General features: G+C 67.4%; 24 protein-coding genes. 9 read left to right on the top strand and 15 right to left on the bottom strand.

Going from position 1 to position 24,159, the window contains the following annotated elements:
- Positions 1–1,036: ribonucleotide-diphosphate reductase subunit beta (locus QZ670_RS13920; RefSeq protein WP_294256451.1), on the top strand; the 1,036-nt coding region annotated here is incomplete at its 5' end.
- Positions 1,037–1,251: 215 nt separating this feature from the next.
- Here the strand turns inward: QZ670_RS13920 and QZ670_RS13925 are convergent.
- The 4 genes from QZ670_RS13925 to QZ670_RS13940 all read right to left on the bottom strand — a co-directional run bounded on the left by QZ670_RS13925 (position 1,252) and on the right by QZ670_RS13940 (position 4,693).
- The gene (locus QZ670_RS13925; RefSeq protein WP_294256452.1) at positions 1,252–1,506 is read right to left on the bottom strand and encodes a hypothetical protein; all 255 of its coding nucleotides are present in this window, start codon (positions 1,504–1,506) and stop codon (positions 1,252–1,254) included.
- Between the two features lie 78 nt (positions 1,507–1,584).
- Positions 1,585–2,208, bottom strand: coding sequence for a 2-dehydro-3-deoxy-6-phosphogalactonate aldolase (locus QZ670_RS13930; RefSeq protein ID WP_294256453.1), 624 nt, complete (start codon positions 2,206–2,208; stop codon positions 1,585–1,587).
- Positions 2,205–3,083 (bottom strand): 2-dehydro-3-deoxygalactonokinase, encoded by an 879-nt coding sequence (locus QZ670_RS13935; protein ID WP_294256454.1) that lies wholly within the window; start codon positions 3,081–3,083, stop codon positions 2,205–2,207. Before QZ670_RS13935 ends, QZ670_RS13930 begins: the two co-directional genes overlap by 4 nt.
- Positions 3,074–4,693, bottom strand: a complete 1,620-nt coding sequence (locus tag QZ670_RS13940) for a sodium/sugar symporter (RefSeq protein ID WP_294256455.1) — start codon at positions 4,691–4,693, stop codon at positions 3,074–3,076. Before QZ670_RS13940 ends, QZ670_RS13935 begins: the two co-directional genes overlap by 10 nt.
- Before the next feature lie 192 nt (positions 4,694–4,885).
- Here QZ670_RS13940 and QZ670_RS13945 point away from each other — a divergent pair, with 192 nt between their 5' ends.
- Complete coding sequence (locus tag QZ670_RS13945) at positions 4,886–5,629, top strand: FadR/GntR family transcriptional regulator (protein WP_294256456.1); 744 nt, start codon at positions 4,886–4,888, stop codon at positions 5,627–5,629.
- Positions 5,630–5,683: 54 nt separating this feature from the next.
- Here QZ670_RS13945 and QZ670_RS13950 read toward each other — a convergent pair whose 3' ends face one another.
- From QZ670_RS13950 to QZ670_RS13970, 5 genes are all read right to left on the bottom strand, one after another.
- Positions 5,684–6,829 (bottom strand): CehA/McbA family metallohydrolase, encoded by a 1,146-nt coding sequence (locus tag QZ670_RS13950; RefSeq protein ID WP_294256457.1) that lies wholly within the window; start codon positions 6,827–6,829, stop codon positions 5,684–5,686.
- 41 nt (positions 6,830–6,870) lie between these two features.
- Complete coding sequence (locus QZ670_RS13955) at positions 6,871–7,395, bottom strand: DUF1345 domain-containing protein (RefSeq protein ID WP_365894660.1); 525 nt, start codon at positions 7,393–7,395, stop codon at positions 6,871–6,873.
- A gap of 140 nt (positions 7,396–7,535) precedes the next feature.
- Positions 7,536–8,075, bottom strand: coding sequence for an inorganic diphosphatase (gene ppa, locus QZ670_RS13960; RefSeq protein WP_294256459.1), 540 nt, complete (start codon positions 8,073–8,075; stop codon positions 7,536–7,538).
- A gap of 37 nt (positions 8,076–8,112) precedes the next feature.
- Positions 8,113–10,002, bottom strand: coding sequence for a peptidase M61 (locus QZ670_RS13965; RefSeq protein ID WP_294256460.1), 1,890 nt, complete (start codon positions 10,000–10,002; stop codon positions 8,113–8,115).
- A gap of 94 nt (positions 10,003–10,096) precedes the next feature.
- Entirely contained in the window at positions 10,097–11,044 is a 948-nt protein-coding gene (locus tag QZ670_RS13970; protein ID WP_294256461.1) for an isoaspartyl peptidase/L-asparaginase, read from the bottom strand.
- Positions 11,045–11,228: 184 nt separating this feature from the next.
- Between QZ670_RS13970 and ispG the strand changes: the two genes are divergently transcribed.
- Positions 11,229–12,353: a flavodoxin-dependent (E)-4-hydroxy-3-methylbut-2-enyl-diphosphate synthase gene (ispG, locus tag QZ670_RS13975; RefSeq protein ID WP_294256462.1), complete on the top strand. Its 1,125-nt coding sequence runs from the start codon at positions 11,229–11,231 to the stop codon at positions 12,351–12,353.
- A gap of 24 nt (positions 12,354–12,377) precedes the next feature.
- Here the strand turns inward: ispG and QZ670_RS13980 are convergent, their stop codons facing one another.
- Together QZ670_RS13980 and QZ670_RS13985 are read right to left on the bottom strand one after the other, a co-directional pair.
- Positions 12,378–13,157, bottom strand: a complete 780-nt coding sequence (locus QZ670_RS13980; RefSeq protein ID WP_294256463.1) for a TSUP family transporter — start codon at positions 13,155–13,157, stop codon at positions 12,378–12,380.
- Between the two features lie 103 nt (positions 13,158–13,260).
- A complete protein-coding gene (locus QZ670_RS13985; protein ID WP_294256465.1) occupies positions 13,261–14,130 on the bottom strand; it encodes a 3-hydroxybutyryl-CoA dehydrogenase in 870 nt (289 codons plus the stop codon).
- Positions 14,131–14,198: 68 nt separating this feature from the next.
- On the opposite strand from QZ670_RS13985, the gene QZ670_RS13990 reads away from it, so the two are divergent.
- Positions 14,199–15,182, top strand: coding sequence for a DUF1176 domain-containing protein (locus tag QZ670_RS13990; RefSeq protein ID WP_294256467.1), 984 nt, complete (start codon positions 14,199–14,201; stop codon positions 15,180–15,182).
- A gap of 6 nt (positions 15,183–15,188) precedes the next feature.
- On the opposite strand, the gene QZ670_RS13995 is transcribed toward QZ670_RS13990, so the two are convergent.
- Together QZ670_RS13995 and QZ670_RS14000 are read right to left on the bottom strand one after the other, a co-directional pair.
- Positions 15,189–17,408 (bottom strand): transglycosylase domain-containing protein, encoded by a 2,220-nt coding sequence (locus QZ670_RS13995; RefSeq protein ID WP_294256469.1) that lies wholly within the window; start codon positions 17,406–17,408, stop codon positions 15,189–15,191.
- 68 nt (positions 17,409–17,476) lie between these two features.
- Positions 17,477–18,043, bottom strand: coding sequence for an HNH endonuclease (locus QZ670_RS14000; protein WP_294256471.1), 567 nt, complete (start codon positions 18,041–18,043; stop codon positions 17,477–17,479).
- Positions 18,044–18,143: 100 nt separating this feature from the next.
- Here QZ670_RS14000 and gluQRS point away from each other — a divergent pair, with 100 nt between their 5' ends.
- Both gluQRS and QZ670_RS14010 read left to right on the top strand, forming a co-directional pair.
- Positions 18,144–18,986 carry a tRNA glutamyl-Q(34) synthetase GluQRS gene (gluQRS, locus tag QZ670_RS14005; protein WP_294256473.1) on the top strand — a complete coding sequence of 281 codons (843 nt, stop codon included), beginning with the start codon at positions 18,144–18,146 and terminating at the stop codon, positions 18,984–18,986.
- A gap of 9 nt (positions 18,987–18,995) precedes the next feature.
- Positions 18,996–19,223: an HIG1 domain-containing protein gene (locus tag QZ670_RS14010; protein ID WP_093297005.1), complete on the top strand. Its 228-nt coding sequence runs from the start codon at positions 18,996–18,998 to the stop codon at positions 19,221–19,223.
- Positions 19,224–19,231: 8 nt separating this feature from the next.
- On the opposite strand, the gene QZ670_RS14015 is transcribed toward QZ670_RS14010, so the two are convergent.
- Together QZ670_RS14015 and QZ670_RS14020 are read right to left on the bottom strand one after the other, a co-directional pair.
- Entirely contained in the window at positions 19,232–20,524 is a 1,293-nt protein-coding gene (locus QZ670_RS14015; RefSeq protein ID WP_294256475.1) for a sorbosone dehydrogenase family protein, read from the bottom strand.
- Positions 20,524–20,964, bottom strand: a complete 441-nt coding sequence (locus QZ670_RS14020; protein WP_294256477.1) for a DUF2231 domain-containing protein — start codon at positions 20,962–20,964, stop codon at positions 20,524–20,526. The genes QZ670_RS14015 and QZ670_RS14020 overlap by 1 nt, the downstream gene beginning before the upstream one ends.
- 285 nt (positions 20,965–21,249) lie before the next feature.
- Between QZ670_RS14020 and QZ670_RS14025 the strand changes: the two genes are divergently transcribed.
- The 3 genes from QZ670_RS14025 (at position 21,250) to egtD (ending at position 24,129) form a co-directional block, all read left to right on the top strand.
- Complete coding sequence (locus tag QZ670_RS14025; protein WP_294256478.1) at positions 21,250–21,816, top strand: cob(I)yrinic acid a,c-diamide adenosyltransferase; 567 nt, start codon at positions 21,250–21,252, stop codon at positions 21,814–21,816.
- A 64-nt stretch (positions 21,817–21,880) separates the two neighbouring features.
- Positions 21,881–23,152 (top strand): ergothioneine biosynthesis protein EgtB, encoded by a 1,272-nt coding sequence (egtB, locus tag QZ670_RS14030; protein WP_294256480.1) that lies wholly within the window; start codon positions 21,881–21,883, stop codon positions 23,150–23,152.
- Positions 23,152–24,129, top strand: a complete 978-nt coding sequence (egtD, locus tag QZ670_RS14035; protein ID WP_294256481.1) for an L-histidine N(alpha)-methyltransferase — start codon at positions 23,152–23,154, stop codon at positions 24,127–24,129. Before egtB ends, egtD begins: the two co-directional genes overlap by 1 nt.
- Positions 24,130–24,159: the final 30 nt, after the last annotated feature.

Raw genomic sequence — 24,159 nt, forward strand, 5'->3', positions numbered from 1 at the left:
AAGTAAAGTGTATCGCCCGTTCCAGTATCCATGGGCGTTTGAATTTTGGAAAAAGCAGCAGCAGCTTCATTGGCTCCCGGAAGAAGTGCCCTTGGGTGAAGATTGCCGGGATTGGGCGCAAAAGCTGACAGATCATGAACGCAATCTTTTGACTCAGATCTTTCGCTTTTTCACGCAAGCCGATGTTGAAGTTCAAGACTGTTACCGTGAAAAATATGGTCGGGTCTTCAAGCCCACCGAAATCAAGATGATGCTGACCGCGTTCAGCAACATGGAGACGGTGCATATCGCCGCCTACAGCCATCTGCTCGACACGATCGGCATGCCCGAAAGCGAATATTCGGCCTTCATGCAGTATAAGGAGATGAAGGACAAACACGACTATCTCGCCCAGTTCGGCGTCGATACGGACGAGGATATCGCCAAGACGCTCGCGATGTTCGGCGGCTTTACCGAAGGGTTGCAGCTCTTCGCCTCCTTCGCGATGCTGATGAACTTCCCGCGCTTCAACAAGATGAAGGGCATGGGCCAGATCGTCACCTGGTCGATCCGCGACGAGAGCCTGCACTGCGAAGGCATCATCAAGCTGTTCCACACCTTCTGCAAGGAGCGGAACTGCATGACGCCGAGCGTCCGCGACGACATTCTGGACATGTGCCAGAAGACCGTGCGGATCGAGGACGCGTTCATCGACCTCGTCTTCGAAATGGGCCCGGTGAACGGCATGACGCCGAAGGACATCAAGAAGTATGTCCGCTTCATCGCCGACTGGCGCCTCGGCCAGCTGGGCCTGAAGCCGATCTACATGATCGACGAGCATCCCCTGCCCTGGCTCGCCCCGCTGCTCAACGGCGTCGAGCACGCCAATTTCTTCGAGACGCGCGCGACCGAATATTCGAAGGCGGCGACGCGCGGCCAGTGGAACGAGGTGTGGGACAGCTTCGACAAGCGCCGCCAGGCCAAGACCAGCACGATCGCCAATGAAGACGCGATCGAAGGCGACATGTTCGCCAAGGCGGGCATCGCGGCGGAGTAAGTAGCGACATCGGCGAAGGGGCGGCCCTCCCTCACTTGGTCATCCCGGCGAAAGCCGGGATCCATTGGGGGCTAGGTGCCGGTTCTTGCCAAGAGCGAGAGGCGAATGGATCCCGGCTTTCGCCGGGATGACGCACAGGTTGAACGACCTTGCCTCTCGCCACGACATCCTGGCAAAGCTTCCAGAATGAAGTTCGAAGGACGGACCTTGGGTGATTAACTCCCGTTGGTCCAGCGACGGATAACAGCGTTGATCAGGCCCCGGGATGTGAAGCCAACAACAGCGGCAGTTGCCAACGCGGCCAAGATCAACAACCAGTCCAGATCGTGATGACAAGATGCGTCCGGAGCGCAATCGCCGAGCGCACTCAACAAAATCGCGAATCCGAGCAGGGGTACGCCCACCATTGCCGCTAAGGCGCAGCCCCACTTACCGCCCGGTGTGCCGCCCGACTTGTAGCCCTCGTTCATCTCGACAGACTAACTCAACCGGGTTTGACCGCATATCGGGCGCAAGCGGACCTGCCGCTTACGCCGCGCCCCTAGGAATCACCCCAGCGCAGCAACGAACGCCCGCGCATTGGCGCCAACCTGCTCGGCGCTCATCCCCACCTTGTAGAGCGCCGAGCCCAGGCCGAAGCCGGGTGCGCCCGCGGCGATCCACGGCGCCATCGTATCCGGCGATACGCCGCCCACCGGCAGGATCCGCGCTTCGGTCAGCACCGCGCGCATTGCCTTGAGCACCGTCGGGCTTGCCGCCTCGGCCGGGAACAGCTTGAGCGCCGTCGCGCCGGCGTCCAGCGCGGCGAAGGCCTCGCTCGGCGTCAGGATGCCCGGCAGCGAGACCAGCCCCGCCGCCGCGCTCGCACGGATCACGTCGAGGTTCGCGTTGGGCGAGATGATCATCGTGCCGCCCGCGTCCGCCACCGCCTGCACCTGCTCCACCCGCAGCACCGTGCCCGCGCCGATCACCGCGCGACCGGCGAAGCGATTGGCGAGGCGCGACACGCTCTCCAGCGGCTCGGGCGAGTTCATCGGCACTTCGATCAGGGTGAAGCCGGCCGCGACCAGTTCGTCACCGATCGCCTCGACCTCGTCGGGCTTCACGCCCCGCAGGATCGCGATCAGCGGGCAACGGGCGAAGGCGGCGTCGAATTCGGCAATGTGGCTCATGCAATCTGCTCCGCAATGGCAAGGATTCCCGCGACGAACGCGTCATGGCTGCTGGCTATGACGGCCTCGCGCCCATGCGCGCCGATCGCCGCGGCATAGAGGCCGCCCAGCATCGGGTCGGCCAGGATATGGACGGTGTCATGACCCGCATGCTCGAGCCGCGCGGCGACGTCGCTGCCGATCAGCAGACCGCTGGCGAAGGCCGCCGCATCGGCATCGTCGCGCACGCCCAGCATCTTGGCCGCGCGGATCCCGAACAGCGAGGCGGCGAGGTCGCGCTTGCGCCCCTCCTCCACCCCCGCGTGGAAGGCAGCGCCGACATGGACCTCACCGCCGAGCTGTGCGGCGAGCAGGCCGTGCTTGCGCAGCGTGGCGAACAGTTCGCCGGTCATTGCAGTGGTGAAGTCGGCAATGCGGCCGTCCACCATCTCGACCCATTTGCAATGCGTGCCCGGCTGGACGAGCAGCGCGTCGGCGGGCGCCAGCCCCGCGCGCACCGCGCCGAGCAGTTGGACTTCCTCGCCGCGCATCACGTCGGGCCGCCCGGTAACCATGGTAGAGACGCCCGGCACGATCGCGCTGCGCGCCTCGACCCAGAGCAGCCCGGCCGCCAGCTCGTCGATACCGGCAGGTGCCGCGACATAGGGCGCCGGGGCCCAGCCGATATTGGCGCCGACCATGCCCGCCATCAGCAACGGCAGGTCGCCGTGCCGCGCGCGGATGCCGGCGGCCTCGGCGGCAAAGTCGGTGACCGAGGTCACGCCCTTGTCGTCACGCTCGGTATGGGTGACGGCGCCGTTCTCGACCAGGAAGACGCGGCGGTTGGTCGTGCCCCAGTCGACCGCGAGGAAGGAGCCCGAGAAGCTTACCACCATGTCGCGTACAGCCCGATCAGGATCAGAATGATCACCACCGCGGCCACGTTGAAGCCGGTGGTGGTGTTGAAGCGAACGCCTTCCATGCGGATCCGGTTGCTGCCGCCCGCCGCCGGACGGGCAAGCGAGACGATCACCGCCAGCGCGAGCGAGGCGAGGAACACGATGCCCATGCGATTGATGAACGGCACCGCGTTCAGCGCCTCGATCCCGCCCCACTTCGCCGGGAACCAGAAGACGAAGCTGAGCACCACCGAAGCGACGGCACCCACCAGCGCCCCCGCCTCGGTCGCGCGCGGCCAGAACAGGCCGAGCAGGAAGATGACGGTAATGCCCGGCGTCACGAAGCCGGAGAATTCCTGGATATACTGGAAGGCCTGGTCGAGGCTGCCGAGCAGCGGCCGGGCGGTGAACATCGCGATGATGATGGAGACCACCGCGGCGATCCGGCCGACGCGCACGAGGTGCGTTTCATATCCCGCCTTGTCCGCGCCGTCCTCGGCGCGGCGCTGCACGCCCTTCAGCTTGGCGTAGATGTCGAGCGTGAAGATCGTCGCGATCGAATTGATCTTAGAGGCGGTGGACGCGATGATCGCCGCGATCAGCGCTGCGAAGACGAGGCCGAGCAGGCCTGTCGGCAGCAGCGCCATCATCGTCGGATATGCCTGGTCGGGCTTGGCGAGGTTGGGGGCCAGCACCACTGCGGCGATGCCCGGCAGCACGATGACGACCGGCATCAGCAGCTTGAGGAAGCCGGCGAACACCACGCCGCGCTGCGCTTCGGCCAGGCTCTTCGCGGCGAGCGCGCGCTGGATGATATACTGGTTGAAGCCCCAATAGCTGAGGTTGGCGATCCACATGCCGCCGATCAGCACCGCGATGCCCGGCAGATCCTTGTAGTGCGGATTGTCGGGCGAGAGGATCATGTCGAAGTGATCGGGCACGCGCCGCGTCAGCTCCTGGAAGCCGCCGATCACGCCGCTGTCGCCACCGATCTTAGTCAGCGTGAGGTAGGCGACGACCAGCCCGCCCAGCACCAGCAGCGTCACCTGGACGATGTCGGTCAGCGCCACTGCCTTGAGGCCGCCGCGCAGCTGGTAGAGCAGCGCGAACGCACCCAGCCCGATCAGCGCCACGTCCTGGTTGACGCCCGCCACCTGGGTGACCGCGATCGAACCCAGCCAGATGATCGAGGTGAGGTTCACGAACACATATAGGATCAGCCAGAACACGGCCATCACCGTGCGGATGGTCGGCCCGAAGCGCTGCTCCAGGAACTGCGGCATGGTGTAGATTTCGTTGCGCAGGAAGATCGGCAGGAAGAACTTGCCGACGATCAGCAGCGTCAGCGCCGCCATCCACTCATAGGACGCAATGGCGAGGCCGATCGCATAGCCCGATCCCGACATGCCGACGATCTGTTCGGCGGAGATGTTCGCCGCGATCAGCGAGGCGCCGATCGCCCACCAGGGCAGGTTCTTCGAGGCGAGGAAATAGTCGCTCGAATCCTTGGTCGCGCCCGCCTTGTCGCGGCTCACCCATTGCGCGAGGCCGAAGATGCCGATCGCATAGACGATCACCACGACCAGATCGATGTTGGATAGACTCATGCCCACTCCTGCCGGTGCCGGCGCGAACGGCATGGCCCGCGCGTCTTGCCCCTCCCCGCCCCAGTGCAGGGTTCGATCCTTCATTTATCTTATTTATCGGGGTTGTCCAGCAACGCGGCTGGAGTACCATGGGTGCAACGATGCGGACGTGCGCAGCATCGCACGGACAAGAACAGGAAAGCAACTGCGAGGATGTCCACCTCTCCTTCCCTCCCTGCCGATGCGGTCCGTTCGGGGCTGGGCCGCAACCTCACCTATGGCATGCTCGACGCGCTGGGCCGCGCGATCGTCACCGGCCGCTACGAGACCGAACCCTTCCCCACCGAGGCGGAACTGGCCAAGCAGCACGGCGTCAGCCGATCGGTGACGCGCGAGGCGGTGAAGATGCTCACCGCCAAGGGCCTGCTGAGCGCGCGACCGCGCCAAGGCACGGTGGTGCAGCCGGCCTCCTCCTGGAACCTGTTCGATACCGATGTGCTGCGCTGGCTGCTCGAACGGCAATTCTCGGTCGACCTGCTCCGCCAGTTCAGCCAGCTCCGCATCGCGATCGAGCCCGAGGCGGCGGCGCTGGCCGCGCAGTTCGGCACGGCGGAGGATCTGCAGCGCATTTCGGCCGGGCTCGCGCGGATGGAAGCCGCCGAGCGCGGGCTGGACGACACGCTGGATGCCGACATCGCCTTCCACGTCGCGGTGCTGCGCGCCTCGGGCAATCCCTTCTACGCCCAGTTCCGCGACATGGTGGCGACGGCACTGCGCACCTCGATCCGCTTCACCAACCGGATCAAGGGTCGCACCGCCAGCGTGGCGGACCATGCCGCGGTGCGCGACGCGATCGCGGCGAAGGACTATACCGCCGCACGCATCGCGATGCGGACGCTGATCGGCGACGTGGTCGAGCTGATCGAGACAGTCGAAGGGGCAGACACGGCGGCCTGACCCCTCCGCCGGGCCCGCACCAGCGGCCCGGCGCAACGGGCGAAAGGGTCCGCCTCAGAAGGCCGGGTCGAAGTTGAAGAAGATCGGATTGGAGATCGCCACCATCGGCCCGGCGACCTTGGTGAAATTGTCGACGCCCGGATAGGGCGTCTGCGGCCCCTCCACCTCGACGCGATAATAGCTGCGCGCCTTGGCATCGGGCATGTCGGTGAAGCCGACGCTGCCGTCGGCGCCGACGTCGAGGGTGGCGAACACATCGCCATTCTTCACCACGCGGACGTGATAGGCGCCGTCCTCGCGTTTGCCTGCCAGCTTCACGGTGAAGCGCACCGGCCCCGTCGGCGCACGGGCATTGTCGCCCATCAGCATGTCCGTCTCGCCGTCGCCGTTGACGTCGGCGGTGAGCTCGACCCGGGGGGCATAGGGATTGGCGCTGATCGACGCGCGCCCGCGGCCGATCGCGGCGATCACCGCCTTGCGGGTGCGGGCCGGCGCGAACACCCAGGTCGTCGGCGTGCCGATATTGTTCGCCGTTGCCTCGATCGCGCGGGGTTCGGTGCTGCCGGGGACGGTGCCGTGGTGCGAATCGCTGCCGCCGCGCGCGGCGATCTTGCGGCCCGAACTGAGCATGTCGTCCCACACCATCAGGTTGGTCTTGTTCGGTGCCCAACGGACGGTGTTCCACACCTCGATCGAATCGACCAGATCGTAGGAATAGCCGAAATGATCCTTGTTGGTCGGGTGGTTGGCGGAGAGATGCACGCCCAGCCCGTCCTTGACCCTCTGCACCGCCACGTCGCGCGCATCCCGGATGTCGAAGAGCTTCTTGTGGTCATAGGGCTTGGCCGACAGGATCACGGCATGGCCGCGCACGGTCGTCCACTCGGCGCCGTACAGGAGCAGCAGCTTGTCCGAGCGGAATTCGGGATCCGACCACGTGTTGTGGGCCGTGTCGCCGTCGACATGGTTGTCGTGGTCGCTGATCAGCAGGAAGTCGAACCCGACCCGCTCGGCATCCGCGATGATCCGCGCCTCGGGATGGTTGGTCGAATCCTTGCTGTGCCGCGAATGGACGTGGAGGTCGCCCTTCATCCACGCGCCGTCGGTCAGGCTGGCAACGACGAACTTGTCGTTGGTCTGGGCGGGCGCGGCGGCAGGCACAAGCAGCGCGGCGAGCGCGAGGGTGGCGACACGAAACATGGCTTCTCCGGCAGGCTGGCGTCGGGCGGACGCCCGCCGCTTCAACTACCGCCGAGAACGTTGATCGTGAAGGCCACTACGCCCAGGTTGAACACGAAGGCGGCGAGGCAGTGCAGCGTCACCACCCGGCGTAGCTGGCGGGTCTCGACCGAGACGTCGCTGGTCTGGAAGGTCATGCCCAGGCAGAAGGCGAAATAGATGAAGTCCCAGTAATTGGGCTCCGGCGTCTTGGGAAACTCCAGGCCGCCCTTGTCGCGGCCGCCGGGCGCCTCGCTGTAGAACAGGTGGGCATAGTGGAGCGCGTAGACGGCGTTGCTGAAGGTCCAGCTGAGGGCCAGCGTACCGATGATCAGCGCGAGCTGCGCCGGCTGGGGCGCCTTGCGCTCCATCAGCTCGCTGGCAATCGCGATCAGGATGATGACGGTGACGGCGCCGGTGATGCCGAGCAGCACCAGCCGGTTCGCATCGTTGTTGCAGGCCGAGCGTCGCATCGCATCGGATTGATGCTTGAGCATCGGGATACACAGCGCCAGGAACAGCGCCGCACCGATGTCGAAGCCAAGCATCGCGCCTGCCCGGATGCCGAAATGCGGCACCAGCAACAGCCCCGCCGCGATCGTCGTCGCGGCGAAGGCAAGGAAACGCGGCGGCGCGAGGACGTTGCCCACCCCCCGGGGACGGCCCCCACGCCGCCGCACTTTCTGGCTCAGGCTGCCTTGGCCTTCTTGGCGGCTTCGATCGCCTCAAGGACGATCTGGCGCGCTTCGGCGGCATCGCCCCAATTGCCGATCCGCACCCACTTCTCGGACTCCAGGTCCTTGTAGTGCGTGAAGAAATGCTCGATCTGCTGGAGCACGATCGTCGGCAGATCCGAACGCTCATCGACGTCCGAATAATAAGGGAAGGTGCTGTCGACCGGCACGCAGACCAGCTTCTCGTCGCCGCCGGCTTCGTCTTCCAGCTTCAGCACCGCGATCGGGCGCGCACGCACCACGCAGCCCGGCACGAAGGGCGAGCGAGCGATGACGAGCGCGTCGAGCGGGTCGCCGTCGGGCGACAGCGTGTGCGGCACGAAGCCGTAGTTCGCCGGATAGCGCATCGGCGTGTGCAGGATACGATCGACGAACAGCGCGCCGCTGGCCTTGTCGAACTCATACTTCACCGGCTCGCCGCCGACCGGCACTTCGATGACGACATTGAGGTTGTTGGGGGGATCGTCCCCAACCGGAATCAGATCGATGCGCATAAGTGTCTCTAAACCTTGGTTGGCGGCTCCGCCCGTCTCAGCGGGCTTGCAGCAGCTTGTCGAGGCCAGCCTCTCCTTCGACCGTCTTGACGAGATGCGGATAGCGCAGCCCGTCATGATAGTCGATGCTAACCTCTCGGTAACTATCGTCCCGTTTTAGGGTCAGTCGAATCGGCGCCTTGGTGCCCTTGGCGGCCTTCACCGCCTCGATCAGCGCGTCGACCGCATAGGCGCGGCCATTCACCGCGACGATTTCGTCGGCAACGGTGATGCCCGCCTTGAACGCCGGGCCGTCCCACATCACGCCGGCGATGCCCTTCTTGCCGACCGCAAGACCCAGCGAATAGCTGAGGTCCGCGGTGCCCGGACGGCTCATCTTGTTCGGCACCTCGGTGTAGACGAGCTTGTAGCCGTTCCGCTCGAAGCCCTTGAGCGGCGCACGCTCGGACACGTCGTGGAGCCGGGCGGTGAGCAGCTTGCGCCAGTCATAGGGCTGGATGCCCTCCAGCGTCTTCACCACGTCGTCGAAGGTGTAGGTCACCTCGCCATAATCGCCGTCGCGGCCGCCGAAAAAGGCGCGTGCGAAATCGTCGATCGACTTGGTGCCCTTGCTTTGTTCACGGAGGACCGAATCGACCTCCATCCACACAAGCAGGCCCTCGTTGTAGTAATCCTCGCTGCGCTGCCAGCTGGTCCAGCCCTTGGGGGCGCGGGCGGTGATGATCGGATCGTTGGTGGTGTCGATCATCGGGCGCCACTGGCGGCCGGCGCGATTATCCAGGCTCGCCATGATGTTGGCATAGCCTTCCAGCGTCTCTTCCTTGGACACGAGGCCCGAGCGCGCCTGGAACACATAGCCCCAGAACTGGGTCTGGCCTTCGTACACCCACAGCGACTGGTCGCGCATCGGCATGCGGAAATCGGGCGTCCACAGCTCGGCGCCGCGGCGATACTTGCCGTCCCAGCTATGGGTATATTCGTGCGGCAGAAGGTTGCGCGCACCCGCCTGCTCGGCCCACTTGGTGAAATAGCCCGGGCCGACCCCGTCTTCCGAGCTGCGGTGATGCTCAAGGCCGATCCCGCCCATCTTGTCGCTGATCGACAGGAGGAAGTGGTAATGGTCGTAATGCTGAGCGCCGAAGGTCTTCACCGCCTGCTCGACCAGCCGCTTGTGCGCCTCGATCTGCTCGGGCTTGGCCTCGAGCTCGTCGGCGCTGTCCGCGACGACGTCGAGCGTCACCCGGTCGCTGAGCGGGAACTTGCGGTAGTAGCGGCCAGCGATCACCGGCGAGTCCATCAGGATCTCGTAGCTGGTGGTCTCATAAGCATAGGTCGAGCCCGTCACCTTGGCGGGCACCGCACCCGCGGCGGTCCAGCCGTCGGGGTACTTCACCGTCGCCTGGATCGGGATACGGCGGGTGAAATAGCCGGCCGGATAGAGGCTGAGCGAGTTGAACTGCACGCTCATCATCTCGGGCGTCATCACGATGCGGCCCTGGTTGCCGTCCGTCGCGGAGACGAACTGGAATTCGGCCTCGACCGTCTTGGCGCCCGCCGGCACGTCGACATGGAAGGCGAACACGTCGACCGTGTCGCGCGTCCAGGGAATGCGCTTGCCGTTCGCCTTGATCTGCAGGCCCGCCAGCTTCTCGATCTCGCCGCGGGGGCCGTGCTTGCCCGGCAGCCATTCGGGGAAGAGCAGCGTCAGGCGGCCCGCCTTGGCGACCGGGATCGTCTCGCGCACCCGGAAGATGCCGCGCACCGTGTCGGTCGCGTCCACGTCAATCTTCAGCGTGCCCGGATAGGCCATGTCGCGCGCCGCCGGGATGGTGTCGACGATCGGCACCGGCTGCGGCATCGAATTCTGCGCGAGCGCAGGCGCGGTGGTGGCCAGCAACAGGCTGGCGAACGAAATGGCACGAACCATGATGTGACGGCCCCTTTTGAACGATCTTCGCGAACGCGAAACGGCGCGGATCGGGCAATATTGTTGCTCGCGAATTTCCGCGAGGCAAGGGGGTTCAGTCGCGCCGATCCTCGTAGATCGCTACCGTGCGCTCGCCGCCCGCCGAAGCCTTGCCGCGATACATGCCGGGAGTGGTGAAGCTCCAGTCGAGCTCGCCGGTGGGGGCGACCAGGATCACCCCGCCAACCCCGCCCATTGCCTTCACATCAGCCATCACCACATCGGCAGCCTGCTTGGCGGTTTCGCCCTTGAACCGCATCCGCGCGCAGATCTCGTGCGCGACGCCCTCGCGGATGAAGAACTCGCCCGAGCCGGTGGCGGAAACCGCGCAGGCGCGATCATCGGCATAGGTGCCCGCGCCGATCAGCGGCGAATCGCCGACCCGCCCCCAGCGCTTGCCGGTGAGTCCGCCGGTGGAGGTGGCCGCTGCGACATGGCCGTGCGAGTCCATCGCCACCGCACCGACCGTGCCGTACTTCATGTCGACGTCGAAGCCGCCGCGGGCGGTGTCGCCCTTCATCGAGTCGAGCTGCCAGCGGCGCTCCTCGGTCCCGAACCAGCTGTTGTCGACTTGCTCCAGCGCCTGCTCGCGGGCGAACTGGTCCGCCCCCTCGCCGGCGAGCAGGACGTGGCGGCTCTTCTCCATCACCGCGCGGGCAAGTGCTACCGGATGCCGCGTGGTGGTCGATCCCGCCACCGCGCCGGCCGCGCGGGTGCGGCCGTCCATGATCGCGGCGTCGAGCGTGTGGCCGCCCTCCCAGGTGAACACCGATCCGCGCCCGGCGTTGAAGTGGGGATCATCCTCCAGCACCTGCACCGCCGCCTGCACGGCGTCGATCGCCGAGCCGCCGGCTTCGAGCACCGCAGCACCGGCATCGAGCGCGGCGTTGAGGCCGGCTTCCGCGCCCACCTCCTGCTCGGCGGGCAGTTCGCCGCGCCGCATGCTGCCGGCACCGCCGTGAATCATCAGCGTCCAGCGGGGCTTGGAGGTGGCGGTGGACATGGCGGCGGGCTCCTGCGGATGTGAATTGCGCCGTCCCCTAGCAGATCAGGCGGAGGCTCCAAGCCGCGCTACTGCATCCCCTCGAGCCGCTGCGCCCCCCCCCTATCGAGAAAGGATATGCGTTGGGAGTCGAGGGACAGCTTCCGCCCTAGCCCCGCCGCGCCGATGCGCCTATATGGCGCCCATGTCCGTACGACCCTGGCGCGATATCGTCCGGCGGCAAAGCCGTCAGATCATGGTGGGCAACGTGCCCGTTGGCGGCGACGCACCGGTGACGGTGCAGACCATGACCAACACCGCGACGTCCGACGTCAAGGCGACGATCGACCAGATCCGCCGCTGCGAAGAGGCGGGCGCAGACATCATCCGCGTCTCCTGCCCCGACGTGGAGAGCACCACCGCGCTCAAGCAGATCGTCCGCGCCGCGCGCGTGCCGATCGTCGCGGACATCCATTTCCACTACAAGCGCGCGCTCGAAGCCGCCGATGCCGGCGCCGCCTGCCTGCGCATCAATCCCGGTAATATCGGCTCGGCCGACCGGGTGAACGAGGTGGTCAATGCGGCCAAGGCCAATGGCGCGTCGATCCGCATCGGCGTGAACGCCGGCAGCCTCGAAAAGGACCTGCTCGAAAAGTACGGCGAGCCCTGCCCGGAGGCGCTGGTCGAATCCGCGCTAGATCATATCAAGCTGCTCCAGGACCGCGACTTCCACGAATTCAAGGTGGCAGTGAAGGCCAGCGACGTGTTCCTGGCGGTCGCCGCCTATCAGCAGTTGGCCGACGCGGTCGACTGCCCGCTGCACCTCGGCATCACCGAAGCGGGCGGGTTCGTCGGCGGCACGGTCAAGTCGGCGATCGGCATCGGTTCGCTGCTCTGGTTCGGCATCGGCGATACGATCCGGGTCAGCCTCTCGGCCGAGCCCGAAGAGGAAGTGCGCGTCGGCTTCGAGATCCTCAAGGCGCTCGGCATCCGCAACCGCGGCGTTCGCGTCGTCTCGTGCCCGAGCTGCGCGCGCCAGGGCTTCGACGTGATCCGCACCGTGCAGGCGCTGGAAGAACGTCTCCAGCACATCCGCACGCCGCTGTCGCTTTCGGTGCTCGGCTGCGTGGTCAACGGCCCCGGCGAGGCGCGCGAGACCGATATCGGCCTCACCGGCGGCGGCAACGGCAAGCACATGGTGTATCTGTCCGGCCTGACCGACCACACGGTCGAGGATGCCGACATGCTTGATCATATCGTCCAGCTGGTCGAGGCCAAGGCCGCCGAGATCGAAGCAGCGAATGCGGAGCCGGCCCAGGCGGCGGAGTAACTCGCGCACCTGATGGCGCGCCGACTATCCGTGGAGGAACTTCCAAAGCGGATGGGTGGGGTTCGCCAGCAGCTTCACGACCAGCGCGAAGGACATCACGACCAGTAGCGGCCGCACGCCACGGCCGCCGAAGCGGATCGCCAGCCAGGCCCCGACTTGGTTGCCGGCGATATTTGCCGCAGCCATCGTAAAGCCGAGCAGCCAGAGCACCTTGCCGCCGGCGATCATCGCGAGCAGGCCGGCGATGTTGGTCGCTAGATTGAGGAACTTCGTGTTCGCGATCGCTCGAACCAGACCAAGCCCGCCCAGTGCCACCAGCGCGGTCGTCAGGAACGATCCCGTCCCAGGGCCGAAGAATCCATCGTAGAAGCCGATGCCCCCACAGACCAGCGTCAGCCCGGTGCGCCCGAGCCGGGCGTGGCGATCCTCCTCGCTCATCTTCGGTGCGAGCAGGAAGTAGAACCCCATCGCGATCAGCAGGATCGGCACGAAGGCAGCCAGGAAGCTCGGATCGACATGCTGGACGATCGTGGCGCCGAGCACCGACCCCACGAACGCAGCCGCCGCAGGCAAGGCGAAGGCCTTCACGTCGATCCGCCCGGCGCGGAAGAAGGCGAGAACCGCCGATCCCGTGCCGAGCGCGCTCTGCAGCTTGTTGGTCGCCAGCGCCGCAACGGGCGGGACGCCGGCCGCCATCAGCGCGGGGATCGTCAGCAGCCCGCCGCCACCCGCCAGCGCATCGATGCCGCCGGCCAGGAAGGCGACGAGCAGCAGAAAGGAGATGGCTTCGACGGTGAGGTGCATGCGGCTCGCTATCGTGCGGCCCGAGTATTGGAAACCCTGCGGGTCGATTCCGCCGTGCCGAGGGCCGGCGGAAGCGGCACCGCGCCGCTCCCGCCGGACCGGATCAGCGCGTCGGCACCGGCTCGGCGCCAGTGTAGTCGTAGAACCCGCGCTTGGTCTTGCGGCCGTACCAGCCCGCTTCGACGTACTTCACCAGCAGCGGCGCCGGGCGGAACTTGGGGTCGCCGGTGCCTTCGAACAGCACGCGGGTGATCTCCAGGCAAGTGTCGAGCCCGATGAAGTCGGCGAGGGTGAACGGGCCCATTGGGTGATTGAGGCCGAGCTGGCAGGCCGCGTCGATGTCGGGGATCGTCGCCACGCCTTCGCCCAGCGCGAAGCATGCCTCGTTGAGCATCGGCATCAGCACGCGATTGACGATGAAGCCCGGCGCGTCATTGGCATGGACGATCCGCTTGCCGAGCGACTGGCCGAACGCCTCGACCGCCGTGACGGTCGCGTCGCTGGTGGCTAGGCCGCGGATCAGCTCGATCAGGCCCATGACCGGTACGGGGTTGAAGAAGTGGACGCCCATGAAGCGCGCCGGATCGGGCGCCGCCTGGGCAAGCCGGGTGATCGGGATCGACGAGGTGTTGCTGGCGAGGATCGCGTCGCCGCCCAGCGCCTTCCCGACCGTCTCGAAGATCTGGCGCTTGATCGCCTCCCGCTCGGTCGCGGCTTCGATCACTAGGTCACAGGGCGCCATCGCGGCGAGATCCGAGATCGGCGTGATCCGGCCGAGCGCTGCCTCGGCATCGGCGGCGGTGATCTTTTCCTTCTCCACCGCACGCGCGAGCTGCTTGGCGATGCCCGCCTTGCCGGCTTCGGCACGCGTCTGGTCTACGTCGGAGAGCAGCACGGCATAGCCCGCCTGGGCCGACACCTGGGCGATCCCCGCCCCCATCTGGCCCGCACCGATCACGCCTACCGTCTTCATGTCCGTCTCCTGAAACGTTGTTGCCGCCCTACTACGCAACCGCGCGAGGCTCGGCTAGCATCTGCGGCATGTTCCTGTTTGCTCTCGCAACCGCCCTCGCTGCCCAAGTCGCGCCCGGCCCGTTGGAATCCTTCGGCGACTGGGCCGTTGCCTGCGACAATGTCCGCCGCTGCGAGATGACCTCGCTGCTCCCGTCGGATGGCGAAACCGAACCCAACGGGGCGGAGCTTTCCCTGGTCCGCGAGCCCGGCGCGGCGGGAGCGGTGTCGATCACCGTCTGGCCCCCTGACGGTGCCAAGGGCGCCCCCTCGCTCACCATCGACGGCGCACGCGTCGAAGGCGGCAGTTTTCGGCAGGGAGCGCTAGAGTTCAGCGGCGTCGCGGCGCAGCGCCTCGCAACCGCGCTCGTCAATGGCCATGCTGCACAAATTGTCGCAGGGGCGGGCGAAAAGACCGGCGACATCTCCCTGGTGGGCGCATCGGCGGCGCTCCGCTTCATCGACGCCCAGCAAGGCCGGGCGGGCGGCGTGACGGCGCTCGTCGCGCGCGGGCCCAAGTCGGCGAACATGGTCCCAGCCGCGGCACCGCTTCCGGTTGTTCCCGCGATCGCGCCCACCGGCCAAGCGGCTGCCATCTCGCCCGCGCTGATCGCCCGGCTGAACAAGGAATCCGGCTGCGGCGAGAACTACGCCGAGGCGTTTCCTCAGCCGGAGCCGGAGATCGACGTGCTGGGCGGCGGCGCAACCCTGGTGCTGCTCGCCTGCGGTTCGGGCGCCTATAACCTGACGAGCGCAGCCTATGTGGTGCGCGATGGCAAGGCGACGGAGGCCCGGTTCGATTACAACACGGATCTGATCAATGCGGATTGGGACCCGAGCAGCGGCACCCTTTCCACCCATGGCAAGGGCCGCGGGATCGGCGATTGCGGGGAAGGCGCCAGCTATGTCTGGGACGGCAGCAGCTTCCGCCTGACCGAGGCGACGCGGATGGACGAGTGCCGCGGCTCGGCCAACTGGCTCACCGTCTGGCGCGCCGAGGTGCGGCGCCGCTGAACCCCGTCACTCCTCGCCGTCGGGATCGTCGCGCGGGGGATCGCGGCGGCGGCTGTCAGCGTCGCTGCCGGGCACCGGGATCCGCACGTTGCGCGGGATCGCGTCGCGCGCCTCGCCTTCGGGCACCAGCTCGCGCACTCGGCCGAGGTCGAGCTGCACGCCGTCCTGATCGACCTGCACGCCCGCGCCGTTCAGCACCTCGTCGAGACCGATGGCGTTCTCGTCGATCGCATTGTCTTCCTCGACCGGTGCCGGCGGCAGGGTGAGGCCGAGCGCCCGGACCATGAAGTCGCGCCAGATATGCGCCGGCAGCCCGCCGCCATAAGCCCCTGACACGGGGCTGTTGTCGTCATTGCCGATCCACACGCCGACGACGAGGTCGCCTGCCCAGCCGACGAACAGCGCGTCGCGCCCGTCCTGCGTCGTGCCGGTCTTGCCGAACGCGGGCACCGGCAGCGCCGCCGATCGCGCGGTGCCCGATTGGACCACCGTGCCGAGCATCGAGCGCAGATCCTCGAGCAGCCGTTCGTCGAAGCGGCTCGGGCCGCCGAGGCGACGCGCCAGCCAGTCGTCGGCCGATTCTTCTTCGTCCAGCCCGCGCGGGCGGACCGGATAGCTGCCGTTCGCCACCGCCGCATAGGCCGCGGTCAGCTCCAGCAGCGAGCCGGTCGAGGTGCCGAGCGCGATCGAGGCATCGTTGCCGAGCGGGGTGGAGATGCCGAGGTCGCGCGCCGCCTGCGTCACCCGGCCGACGCCGAGCTTCTGGATCAGCCGCGCCGCCACCACGTTGCTCGACTTGGCCATCGCCTGGCGCAGCGTGATGCGGCCGGCATAGCGGCCGTCGCTGTTGGAGGGCTTCCAGTCGCCGATCTGTACCGGCGTATCGTCGACCATCGTGTCCGGCGTCATCCCCGAGCGCAGCGCGGCGAGATAGACGAACAGCTTGAACGCCGAACCCGGCTGGCGGCGCGCCTGGGTGGCGCGGTTGAACGGGCTGGCGGCATAGTTGCGCCCGCCGACCATCGCGACGACGCGGCCGTCCGGCCGCATCGCGACGAGTGCTACCTGCGCCTTGCCGAGCCCCGAGGCCTTGATCACCCGCTCCGCCGCCGCTTGCAGCCGCGAATCGAGCGTGGTCGTCACCGTCTGCTCGGTGGCGACGCCGCCGGCGCGGTCGCGCGCTTCGGGGAGCACCCAGTCGGCGAAATAGGTGCCGTTGGGCAGCGTCTCGTCGCTGTCCTGCACATGGAGCACCGCCGGGCGCACGCGCCGCGCCTCGGCCTCGGTGATGAACCCTGCTTCCTGCATCGCGCCGATCACCAGCCGCTGGCGCTCGCGCGCGCCGTCGAGATTGCCGGTGGGGGCGAGGCGGCTCGGCGCCTTGACGAGGCCGGCGAGCAGCGTCGCCTGGCTCAGCGTCAGATGCTCGGGCATGGTCGAGAAATAATGCTGGGCGGCGGCGCGCAGGCCGTAGACGTTATCGCCGAAATAGACGTTCGAGAGGTAGCGCGAGAGGATCTCGTCCTTGCTCAGCCACGCCTCCAGCCAGAAGGCGATCAGCACTTCCTGCGCCTTGCGCCCGAAGGTGCGCCGCGAGTTGAGGAAGGCGTTCTTGGCGAGCTGCTGGGTGATCGTACTGCCGCCCTGCGAGCCGCCGCCCGAGCTGACATTGTGGAAGGCGGCACGGACGATGCCGCGCGGATCGACGCCCCAATGGCTGTAGAAGCGTCGGTCCTCGATCGCGATGAACGCCTGCGCGACATGGTCGGGCAGCTTGGAGACGTCGACCGGCTTGCCGATCACCGCCCCGCGCCGCGCGATCGGGGTGCCGTCCGCGGCGAGCAGCGTTATCGACGGCGGTGCCGGCGGCCGCAGCGACTTGGAGAGCGGCGCGGTGATCGCCAGCCAGGCGACCGCGGCGATGAACAGCAGGATGCACACCGCGAGCCCGCGAACGATCCAGCGGCCCCAGCGAATGCGGCGCTTGCCCGGCGTGGCGGGCGGCAAATCGTCGCCACCGTCGAAGCCGCCGCCTGCGCCGTGACCGCCGCGATAGGGCTCGTGCGGCGCGACGCTTTCCCCCGCCCCCATGCCCGGCCGCCAGATCGGCTCACGCTTGTCGCGCCGGCCCTGCGGACGCCAGCCCTGGGGTTGTACACCACCGTCGTCGGCGCCATCGCGCCGCAACGGGAATCGACTATCGAGAATGCCGGGCTCGCGCGCCATGGCCCCGCCTTAGCCGACTATCTGTGTTATCGCAATAACACACAGGGATTTTGCGGAGCGGTGGTCGCTCAGGCCTCCAGCTCGATGTCCCAATAGAGCCAGTCGCGCCAGGTTTCGTGGAGATGGTTGGGCGGAAAGCGGCGGCCATGTTCCTGGAGCTGCCAGCTCGTCGGCCGGATCGGTTGGATGTAGAGCGGCATGCCGGCCTGCTGGGGGGTGCGGCCGCCCTTTTTCAGGTTGCAGGGCGCGCAGGCGGTGGCGACATTTTCCCAGGTGGTGCGGCCGCCCTGGGCGCGGGGAATGACGTGGTCGAAGGTGAGATCCCGGTGCGATCCGCAATATTGGCAGGCGAACTTGTCGCGGAGGAACAGATTGAACCGGGTGAAGGCGGGAAATTGCGAAGGCTTCACATATTGTTTGAGCGCGATGACCGAAGGGAGCTTCAGCACCGCGCTGGGACTTCGCACCTCGCGTTCATAATAGGAGACGACGTCGACACGGTCGAGAAAGATCGCCTTGATCGCCGTCTGCCAGGGCCACACGCTCAGGGGATAATAGCTGAGCGGCGTGTAATCGGCGTTCAGCACGAGCGCCGGGCACCCATCCGGATGGCGGATCAGATCGGGATGGTACATGCAAGAACCTCACCCTCGATTTCGGTGCCTCGCCTCTTGCGCAGAAGCGTGACGCCCGCATGACAGCATATGCCGCGACTCACGGTCAAGAGCCACATCCATGAATATCCACACCCGATTTGCCCCCAGCCCCACCGGTCGACTCCATCTCGGCCACGCCTATTCCGCGCTGCAGGCGCACGACTTCGCAAGGGAGCGCGGCGGTCGTTTCACCCTGCGCATCGAGGATATCGACGGCACGCGCTCGCGGCCTGAACATGTGGCAGCCATCCTCACGGATCTCGACTGGCTGGGGCTGCAATGGGACGAACCGCCGACCTTCCAGTCGCAGCGGCTGGGGCTGTACCAGGATGCGCTCGACCGGCTGCGGGCCATGGGGCTCCTCTACCCCTGTTTCTGCACCCGCGCCGATATCGCTGCGAGCCTTTCCGCGCCGCACGGGCCGGACGGCCCGCTCTATCCCGGCACCTGCCGTGGGCTGGTCGATCCGGACCAGACGCGTCCGCATAGCTGGCGAATCGACATGGCGAAGGCGGTCGCACGGACGGGGCCGCTGACCTGGCACGATGCCCATGCCGGCATCGTCGTTGCCGATCCGCTGCGCCATGGCGACGTGATCCTCGCCCGCAAGGACGCGCCGGCCAGCTATCACCTCGCCGTGACGGTGGACGATGCCGCGCAGGGCATCAGCCATGTCGTACGCGGGGCCGATCTGTTCGCCGCCACCCATGTCCATCGCCTCCTACAGGCGCTGCTCGACCTGCCGACGCCCGAGTACCGTCACCACCCCCTGCTTGCGGGGCCGGATGGCCAGCGCCTCGCCAAGCGGCACGGCGCGCCGACGCTGGAGTCGCTGCGGCTGGCAAGCGAAGACGGCCGGGCTCTCTCCGACAAACTGCGCAAAGGGGAAGTACCGATTGGCTTCGGGCAAATCGAGGCGTAGGGTACCGCGATGTTGTTCCTCGCGATCCTGTTCCTCGCAGCGGTCCTGGCGACGCTGTTCTTCCTCATCAAGGGGCTGGTCAACATGGCCGGCACCACCACGCAGGATCTGGAAGGCGACGGCCCCAGCCAGCGCGCGTTGCGATCGAACAAGCTGATGCAGAAGCGCATCCTGTTCCAGGCGGTGGCGATCGGCGTCGCCGCGCTGATCCTGCTGATCGCCTCCGCCAAGAGCTGAGCTGGGGGTCAGCCTCCGCTGACCCGCCACACCGTGTTGCCGAGATCATCGGCGATCAGCAGCGCGCCGGTCTTGTCGAGCCCGAGGCCGACCGGGCGGCCATGCGCCTTCTCGCCATCGACGAAGCCGGTGACCACGTCGACCGCCTTGCCCGACGGCCGCCCTTCGGCGAACGGCACATAGATCACCTTGTAGCCGTTGAGATGGCCGCGATCCCAGCTTCCATGCTCGCCGATGAACGCGCCCGAGCGCCACTGCGGCGGGAGCGCGGCGGCATTGGCGGCGAACACCATGCCGAGCGGGGCGACATGGCTGCTCAGGCCGTAATCCGGCTTGATCGCCTTGGCGACGAGGTCCGGCCGCTGCGGCTTTACCCGCGGGTCGACGTGCTGGCCCCAATAGCTGTACGGCCAGCCATAGAAGCCGCCGTCGCGCACTGAGGTGAGGTAATCCGGCACCAGGTCCGGCCCCAGCTCGTCGCGCTCGTTGACCACGGTCCACAGCACGTTGGTCAGCGGCTCGAACTGCAGGCCGTTCGGGTTGCGCAGGCCGGTGCCGTAGAGCCGGTAGGCGCCGCTCGCGCGATCGACCTCCCAGATCGCGGCGCGACCGCGCTCGGCATCCATGCCGTTCTCGGTGATGTTGCTGTTCGATCCCACCCCGACATAGAGCTTGGTGCCGTCGGGGCTGGCGACCAGGCTCTTGGTCCAGTGATGGTCGATCGGGCCTCCCGGCAGGTCGACCAGCTTGGTGCCCGCCGCGGTGATGCTGGTTTGCCCCGTCTGATAGGGGAAGCGCAGGATCGCATCGGTGTTGGCGACGTAGAGGTCGCCGCCGACCAGCGCCACGCCGAAGGGCGAGTTGAGCCCGGTGAGGAACTTGGTCTTGAGCTCGGGCACACCGTCGCCGTTCGCATCGCGGAGCAGGATGATGTCCATCCCCGCCTTGCCGCCGCCGTGCGCGTGTGCCTGGATCAGGTTCATCACCACGTCCTTGGGGCGGTGAATCGGCTCGGACGGGCCGTCGGTCTCGACCACCAGCACGTCGCCATTGGGCAGCGTGTAGACCGAGCGCGGCTTGGCGAGCCCGGTGGCGAAGGCCTGGACCTTCATCCCCGCCGGCACCTTGGGTTTGCCGCTGCCCCATGGGGCGGGCGGCACCACGTGCATCGGCGGCACGAGATATTGCTGGATGTCCGGCAACTTGGGATCGCCGCCGATCTGCTGGCTGGTGTCGCCGCCCTTGCTGGCGCAGCCGGCGAGCGCGAGCGTGGCGCTCGCGGCGAGAAGCAGTGCACGCATCAGCGAACCCCTCCGAACAGGCTTTGGCGCAGCAGGATCGCGCCAAGCGCCGACGCGCCGGTAAGGATGAGCACGGTCAGCACCGACAGGATCAGCCCCGCCGGCATCGCGCCGTACGCATCGCGGCTGTGGATGAAGTTGTTGAGCAGCGCCAACACCATGGCGACGGCATAGGCGATCGCATAGGGGGTAAGCAGTCGGTTGGCGCGCACCGCCGGGCGGAGCAGATCGACAATGCCCACGATCGCGCCGAGCGCGCCCAGCACCATGCCGCCGGCGATCAGCCAGTCGGAGAAATTCTTCCAGCTGATGTCATAGGTTTGGAAATAGGCGATGTCGGTGAGCATGCCCGCGAAGAAGCAGACGAAGGGCAGGCCGAGCACGATCGGGTGCAAGGGCAAGCCATAGGATCGGGTGCGAAGCGGTACGGGATCGGGCACGGGACGTCTCCCCAGACGAGGCAGGCCCTTCGAACGGTCGCGCTTTCAAGGGGTTCCGCCGCAATGGTCCACCAGCCCGCGTCCCCAGCGTTTCCTCCCCCGCCAGGGGGAGGTGGCAGGCGCAGCCTGACGGAGGGGGAGGATGCCAGAACCCCTGGGCCGGCGTGCGTCCTCCCCCTCCGACCCGCTGGCGCGGGCCACCTCCCCCTGGCGGGGGAGGATACGGTGGGACCCTGTCCCTCCGCCCTCTGGCCACGGCTGCGCATCCGCCCTACCCTCGCCACCATGGTCAAGCTCAACAAGATCTACACCCGCACCGGCGACGCCGGCACCACGGGGCTGGCGGACGGCTCGCGCGTTTCCAAGGCTTCGGCCAGGATGGAGACGATCGGCGATGTCGACGAGGCGAACAGCGCGATCGGTGTCGCGCGCACCACGCTCGCCCCCGGCGACCCGCTCGAGGCCACGCTCGCCCGCATCCAGAACGACCTGTTCGATCTCGGCGCCGACCTCGCCACGCCGGGCGACCGCGAAGGCGCGCTGCGGATCACGCCCGAGCAGATTGCGTGGCTGGAGGCTGCGATCGACGCGTTGAACGACGAGCTGGAACCGCTCAACAGCTTCGTCCTGCCCGGCGGCACTCCGGCCGCGGCGGCGATCCACCTTGCCCGCGCGATCACCCGTCGTGCCGAACGCGCCGCGGTGGCCGCCAACGACCAGGGCGGGCTGAGCAGCAACGCACTCGTCTATCTCAATAGACTTTCAGATTTTTTGTTCGTGGCAGCGCGCACCATGAACCAAAAGGGCGCGGCGGACGTTTTGTGGATCCCCGGGGGGCCTCGTAACCAATAGCCGCTCCTGCGCGCATCCCACCGTATGGGTTGCCGCCGCAACCGGCCTGCGGTAGGAGAACAGAATGCGAACGATGCCCGCCACTGCCGCCGCCCCGGTTGCCCTGGCGGGCCGTTTCTCGGCCGTCCGCGCGCTCAGCACCGCGCTGGTGGCGCCGCTGTCCGATGCCGATGCGACGCTCCAGTCGATGGACGACGCCTCGCCTGCCAAATGGCATCTCGCCCACACCACCTGGTTTTTCGAGACCTTCGTGCTGCGCGATCATGTGCCCGGCTATCGCCTGTTCGACGAACGCTGGCCCTTCCTGTTCAACAGCTATTACGAGGCCGAGGGCCAGCGCCATGCCCGCCCCCGCCGCGGCATGCTCTCGCGGCCGACGCTGGACGAGGTCCGCACCTATCGCGCGGCGGTGGATGCGGCGATCGTCGCCGCGATGCCGACGCTGCCGCCCGAGGCGCTGGCGCTGATCGCGCTCGGCTGCCAGCACGAGCAGCAGCACCAGGAGCTGTTGCTCACCGACATCCTCCATCATTTCTCGGTCAACCCGCTCGAGCCGGCAATATGGCCCGGTGCCGCCAAGGTGCCGGTGGCGATGCCCGGACCGATCGGCTGGATCGAAGGCCCGACAGGCCAGGCCAACGCGGGCATCGACATGCCCGAGGACCTGTCGGGCTTCGCCTTCGACTGCGAGACCCCGCGCCACCCCACGCTGCTTCACCCGCACGCGCTGGCCGATCGCACGATTACCAATGGCGAATGGGCGGCGTTCATCGCCGATGGCGGCTATGCCGATCCGCGCCACTGGTTGTCGGACGGCTGGGCCTGGGTGCAGGCCAACCGCATCGCCGCGCCGCTCTACTGGCAGCAGGTCGACGGCGTCTGGACGCGCTTCGGGCTCGACGGCCGCCGCCCGATCGACCCCGCCGCGCCGGTCACCCATGTCAGCTTCTTCGAGGCCGATGCCTATGCCAGCTGGGCGGGCGCGCGGCTGCCGACCGAGTTCGAATGGGAAGCCGCAGCCGCTGGCACCGACCCGCTGGGCGGCAACCAGCTCGATGCCGCAGGACCGGTCGAGCCGCGCCCCTCCACCGGCGGCCCCGCCTGGTTCGGCGACGTCTGGGAATGGACCGGCAGCGCCTATCGCCCCTATCCCGGCTTCCGCACCGCCGAGGGTGCGGTCGGCGAGTATAACGGCAAGTTCATGAGCGGGCAGTTCGTGCTGCGCGGCGGCAGCTGCGCCACCCCGCGCGGCCATGTCCGCGCCAGCTACCGCAACTTCTTTTACCCCCACCAGCGCTGGCAGTTCACCGGCGTACGTCTGGCGAAGGACCTCTGATGCTCAAGCAGGAACTCGAAGACGGCCAGGCGAGCCTTGCCGACCCCCATTTCCGCGCCGACGTGCTGACCGGCCTCGCCGCCAGCCCGCGCGCGATTCCGGCACGCTGGTTCTACGACCGCCGCGGCTCGGAACTGTTCGAGGAAATCACCGAGCTCCCCGAATATTATCCGACCCGCACCGAGACGGCGCTGCTCGAATCGATTTCCGCCGACCTGGGCGCGCTCGCCGCGCCCAATGCGGCGGTGGTCGAGTTCGGCTCCGGCTCGTCGGTAAAGACGCCGCGGCTGCTCCGGGCGATCGAGCCCGCCGCCTATGTGCCGATCGACATTTCGGGCGAGTTCCTGCGCCACTCGGCCGCCCAGCTCTCTCAGGCATTCCCCGGCCTGCCGGTCTATCCGGTCGAGGCGGACTTCCTCCGCCCGGTGCCGCTGCCGGAGCAGGTGGCGACGCTGCCCAAGCTCGGCTTCTTCCCCGGCTCGACGATCGGCAACATGAATGCCTGGCACGCGGTCGACCTGCTGCGCGCGATGCGCGAATGGCTGGGCGAAGGCGCGCGGCTGCTGATCGGCATGGACCGGGTGAAGTCGCCCGAGATCCTCGTCCCCGCCTATGACGATGCGGCGGGCGTGACCGCGGCGTTCAACCTCAACCTGCTCGAGCGGATCAATCGCGAGCTGGACGGCACGATCCCGGTCGACGCCTTCCGCCACCGCGCGATCTGGAACGCCGACTGCGCCCGCATCGAAATGCATCTTGAGGCGCAGGGCGACGTGGACTTCACCGTCGACGGCCGTCCCTTCGCGGTGGCGGCGGGCGAGACGATCCACACCGAGAACAGCCACAAATACGGCCCCAACGGCGCGCGCCAGCTGCTCCGTTCGGGCGGCTGGACCCCGATCGAACAATGGACCGACGAGAAGGACTGGTTCGCGCTGATCCTGTGTGAGGCCCAGCCGCTGCGCCGCGCGCCGTAACAGACCGTTGACCGGGCGTGTGCCAGGCCG

It is taken from the genome of uncultured Sphingomonas sp. (assembly GCF_913774285.1).
In the GTDB taxonomy this organism is placed as follows: Bacteria; Pseudomonadota; Alphaproteobacteria; order Sphingomonadales; family Sphingomonadaceae; genus Sphingomonas.

What these genes read in the sequence shown, in the direction of transcription:
- QZ670_RS13925 (WP_294256452.1), bottom strand. Translation starts at nt 1,506, where the DNA reads ATGAACGAGGGCTACAAGTCGGGCGGCACACCGGGCGGTAAGTGGGGC.
- QZ670_RS13930 (WP_294256453.1), bottom strand. Translation starts at nt 2,208, where the DNA reads ATGAGCCACATTGCCGAATTCGACGCCGCCTTCGCCCGTTGCCCGCTG.
- QZ670_RS13935 (WP_294256454.1), bottom strand. Translation starts at nt 3,083, where the DNA reads ATGGTGGTAAGCTTCTCGGGCTCCTTCCTCGCGGTCGACTGGGGCACG.
- QZ670_RS13940 (WP_294256455.1), bottom strand. Translation starts at nt 4,693, where the DNA reads ATGAGTCTATCCAACATCGATCTGGTCGTGGTGATCGTCTATGCGATC.
- QZ670_RS13945 (WP_294256456.1), top strand. Translation starts at nt 4,886, where the DNA reads ATGTCCACCTCTCCTTCCCTCCCTGCCGATGCGGTCCGTTCGGGGCTG.
- QZ670_RS13950 (WP_294256457.1), bottom strand. Translation starts at nt 6,829, where the DNA reads ATGTTTCGTGTCGCCACCCTCGCGCTCGCCGCGCTGCTTGTGCCTGCC.
- QZ670_RS13955 (WP_365894660.1), bottom strand. Translation starts at nt 7,395, where the DNA reads ATGCTTGGCTTCGACATCGGTGCGGCGCTGTTCCTGGCGCTGTGTATC.
- ppa (WP_294256459.1), bottom strand. Translation starts at nt 8,075, where the DNA reads ATGCGCATCGATCTGATTCCGGTTGGGGACGATCCCCCCAACAACCTC.
- QZ670_RS13965 (WP_294256460.1), bottom strand. Translation starts at nt 10,002, where the DNA reads ATGGTTCGTGCCATTTCGTTCGCCAGCCTGTTGCTGGCCACCACCGCG.
- QZ670_RS13970 (WP_294256461.1), bottom strand. Translation starts at nt 11,044, where the DNA reads ATGTCCACCGCCACCTCCAAGCCCCGCTGGACGCTGATGATTCACGGC.
- ispG (WP_294256462.1), top strand. Translation starts at nt 11,229, where the DNA reads ATGTCCGTACGACCCTGGCGCGATATCGTCCGGCGGCAAAGCCGTCAG.
- QZ670_RS13980 (WP_294256463.1), bottom strand. Translation starts at nt 13,157, where the DNA reads ATGCACCTCACCGTCGAAGCCATCTCCTTTCTGCTGCTCGTCGCCTTC.
- QZ670_RS13985 (WP_294256465.1), bottom strand. Translation starts at nt 14,130, where the DNA reads ATGAAGACGGTAGGCGTGATCGGTGCGGGCCAGATGGGGGCGGGGATC.
- QZ670_RS13990 (WP_294256467.1), top strand. Translation starts at nt 14,199, where the DNA reads ATGTTCCTGTTTGCTCTCGCAACCGCCCTCGCTGCCCAAGTCGCGCCC.
- QZ670_RS13995 (WP_294256469.1), bottom strand. Translation starts at nt 17,408, where the DNA reads ATGGCGCGCGAGCCCGGCATTCTCGATAGTCGATTCCCGTTGCGGCGC.
- QZ670_RS14000 (WP_294256471.1), bottom strand. Translation starts at nt 18,043, where the DNA reads ATGTACCATCCCGATCTGATCCGCCATCCGGATGGGTGCCCGGCGCTC.
- gluQRS (WP_294256473.1), top strand. Translation starts at nt 18,144, where the DNA reads ATGAATATCCACACCCGATTTGCCCCCAGCCCCACCGGTCGACTCCAT.
- QZ670_RS14010 (WP_093297005.1), top strand. Translation starts at nt 18,996, where the DNA reads ATGTTGTTCCTCGCGATCCTGTTCCTCGCAGCGGTCCTGGCGACGCTG.
- QZ670_RS14015 (WP_294256475.1), bottom strand. Translation starts at nt 20,524, where the DNA reads ATGCGTGCACTGCTTCTCGCCGCGAGCGCCACGCTCGCGCTCGCCGGC.
- QZ670_RS14025 (WP_294256478.1), top strand. Translation starts at nt 21,250, where the DNA reads ATGGTCAAGCTCAACAAGATCTACACCCGCACCGGCGACGCCGGCACC.
- egtB (WP_294256480.1), top strand. Translation starts at nt 21,881, where the DNA reads ATGCGAACGATGCCCGCCACTGCCGCCGCCCCGGTTGCCCTGGCGGGC.
- egtD (WP_294256481.1), top strand. Translation starts at nt 23,152, where the DNA reads ATGCTCAAGCAGGAACTCGAAGACGGCCAGGCGAGCCTTGCCGACCCC.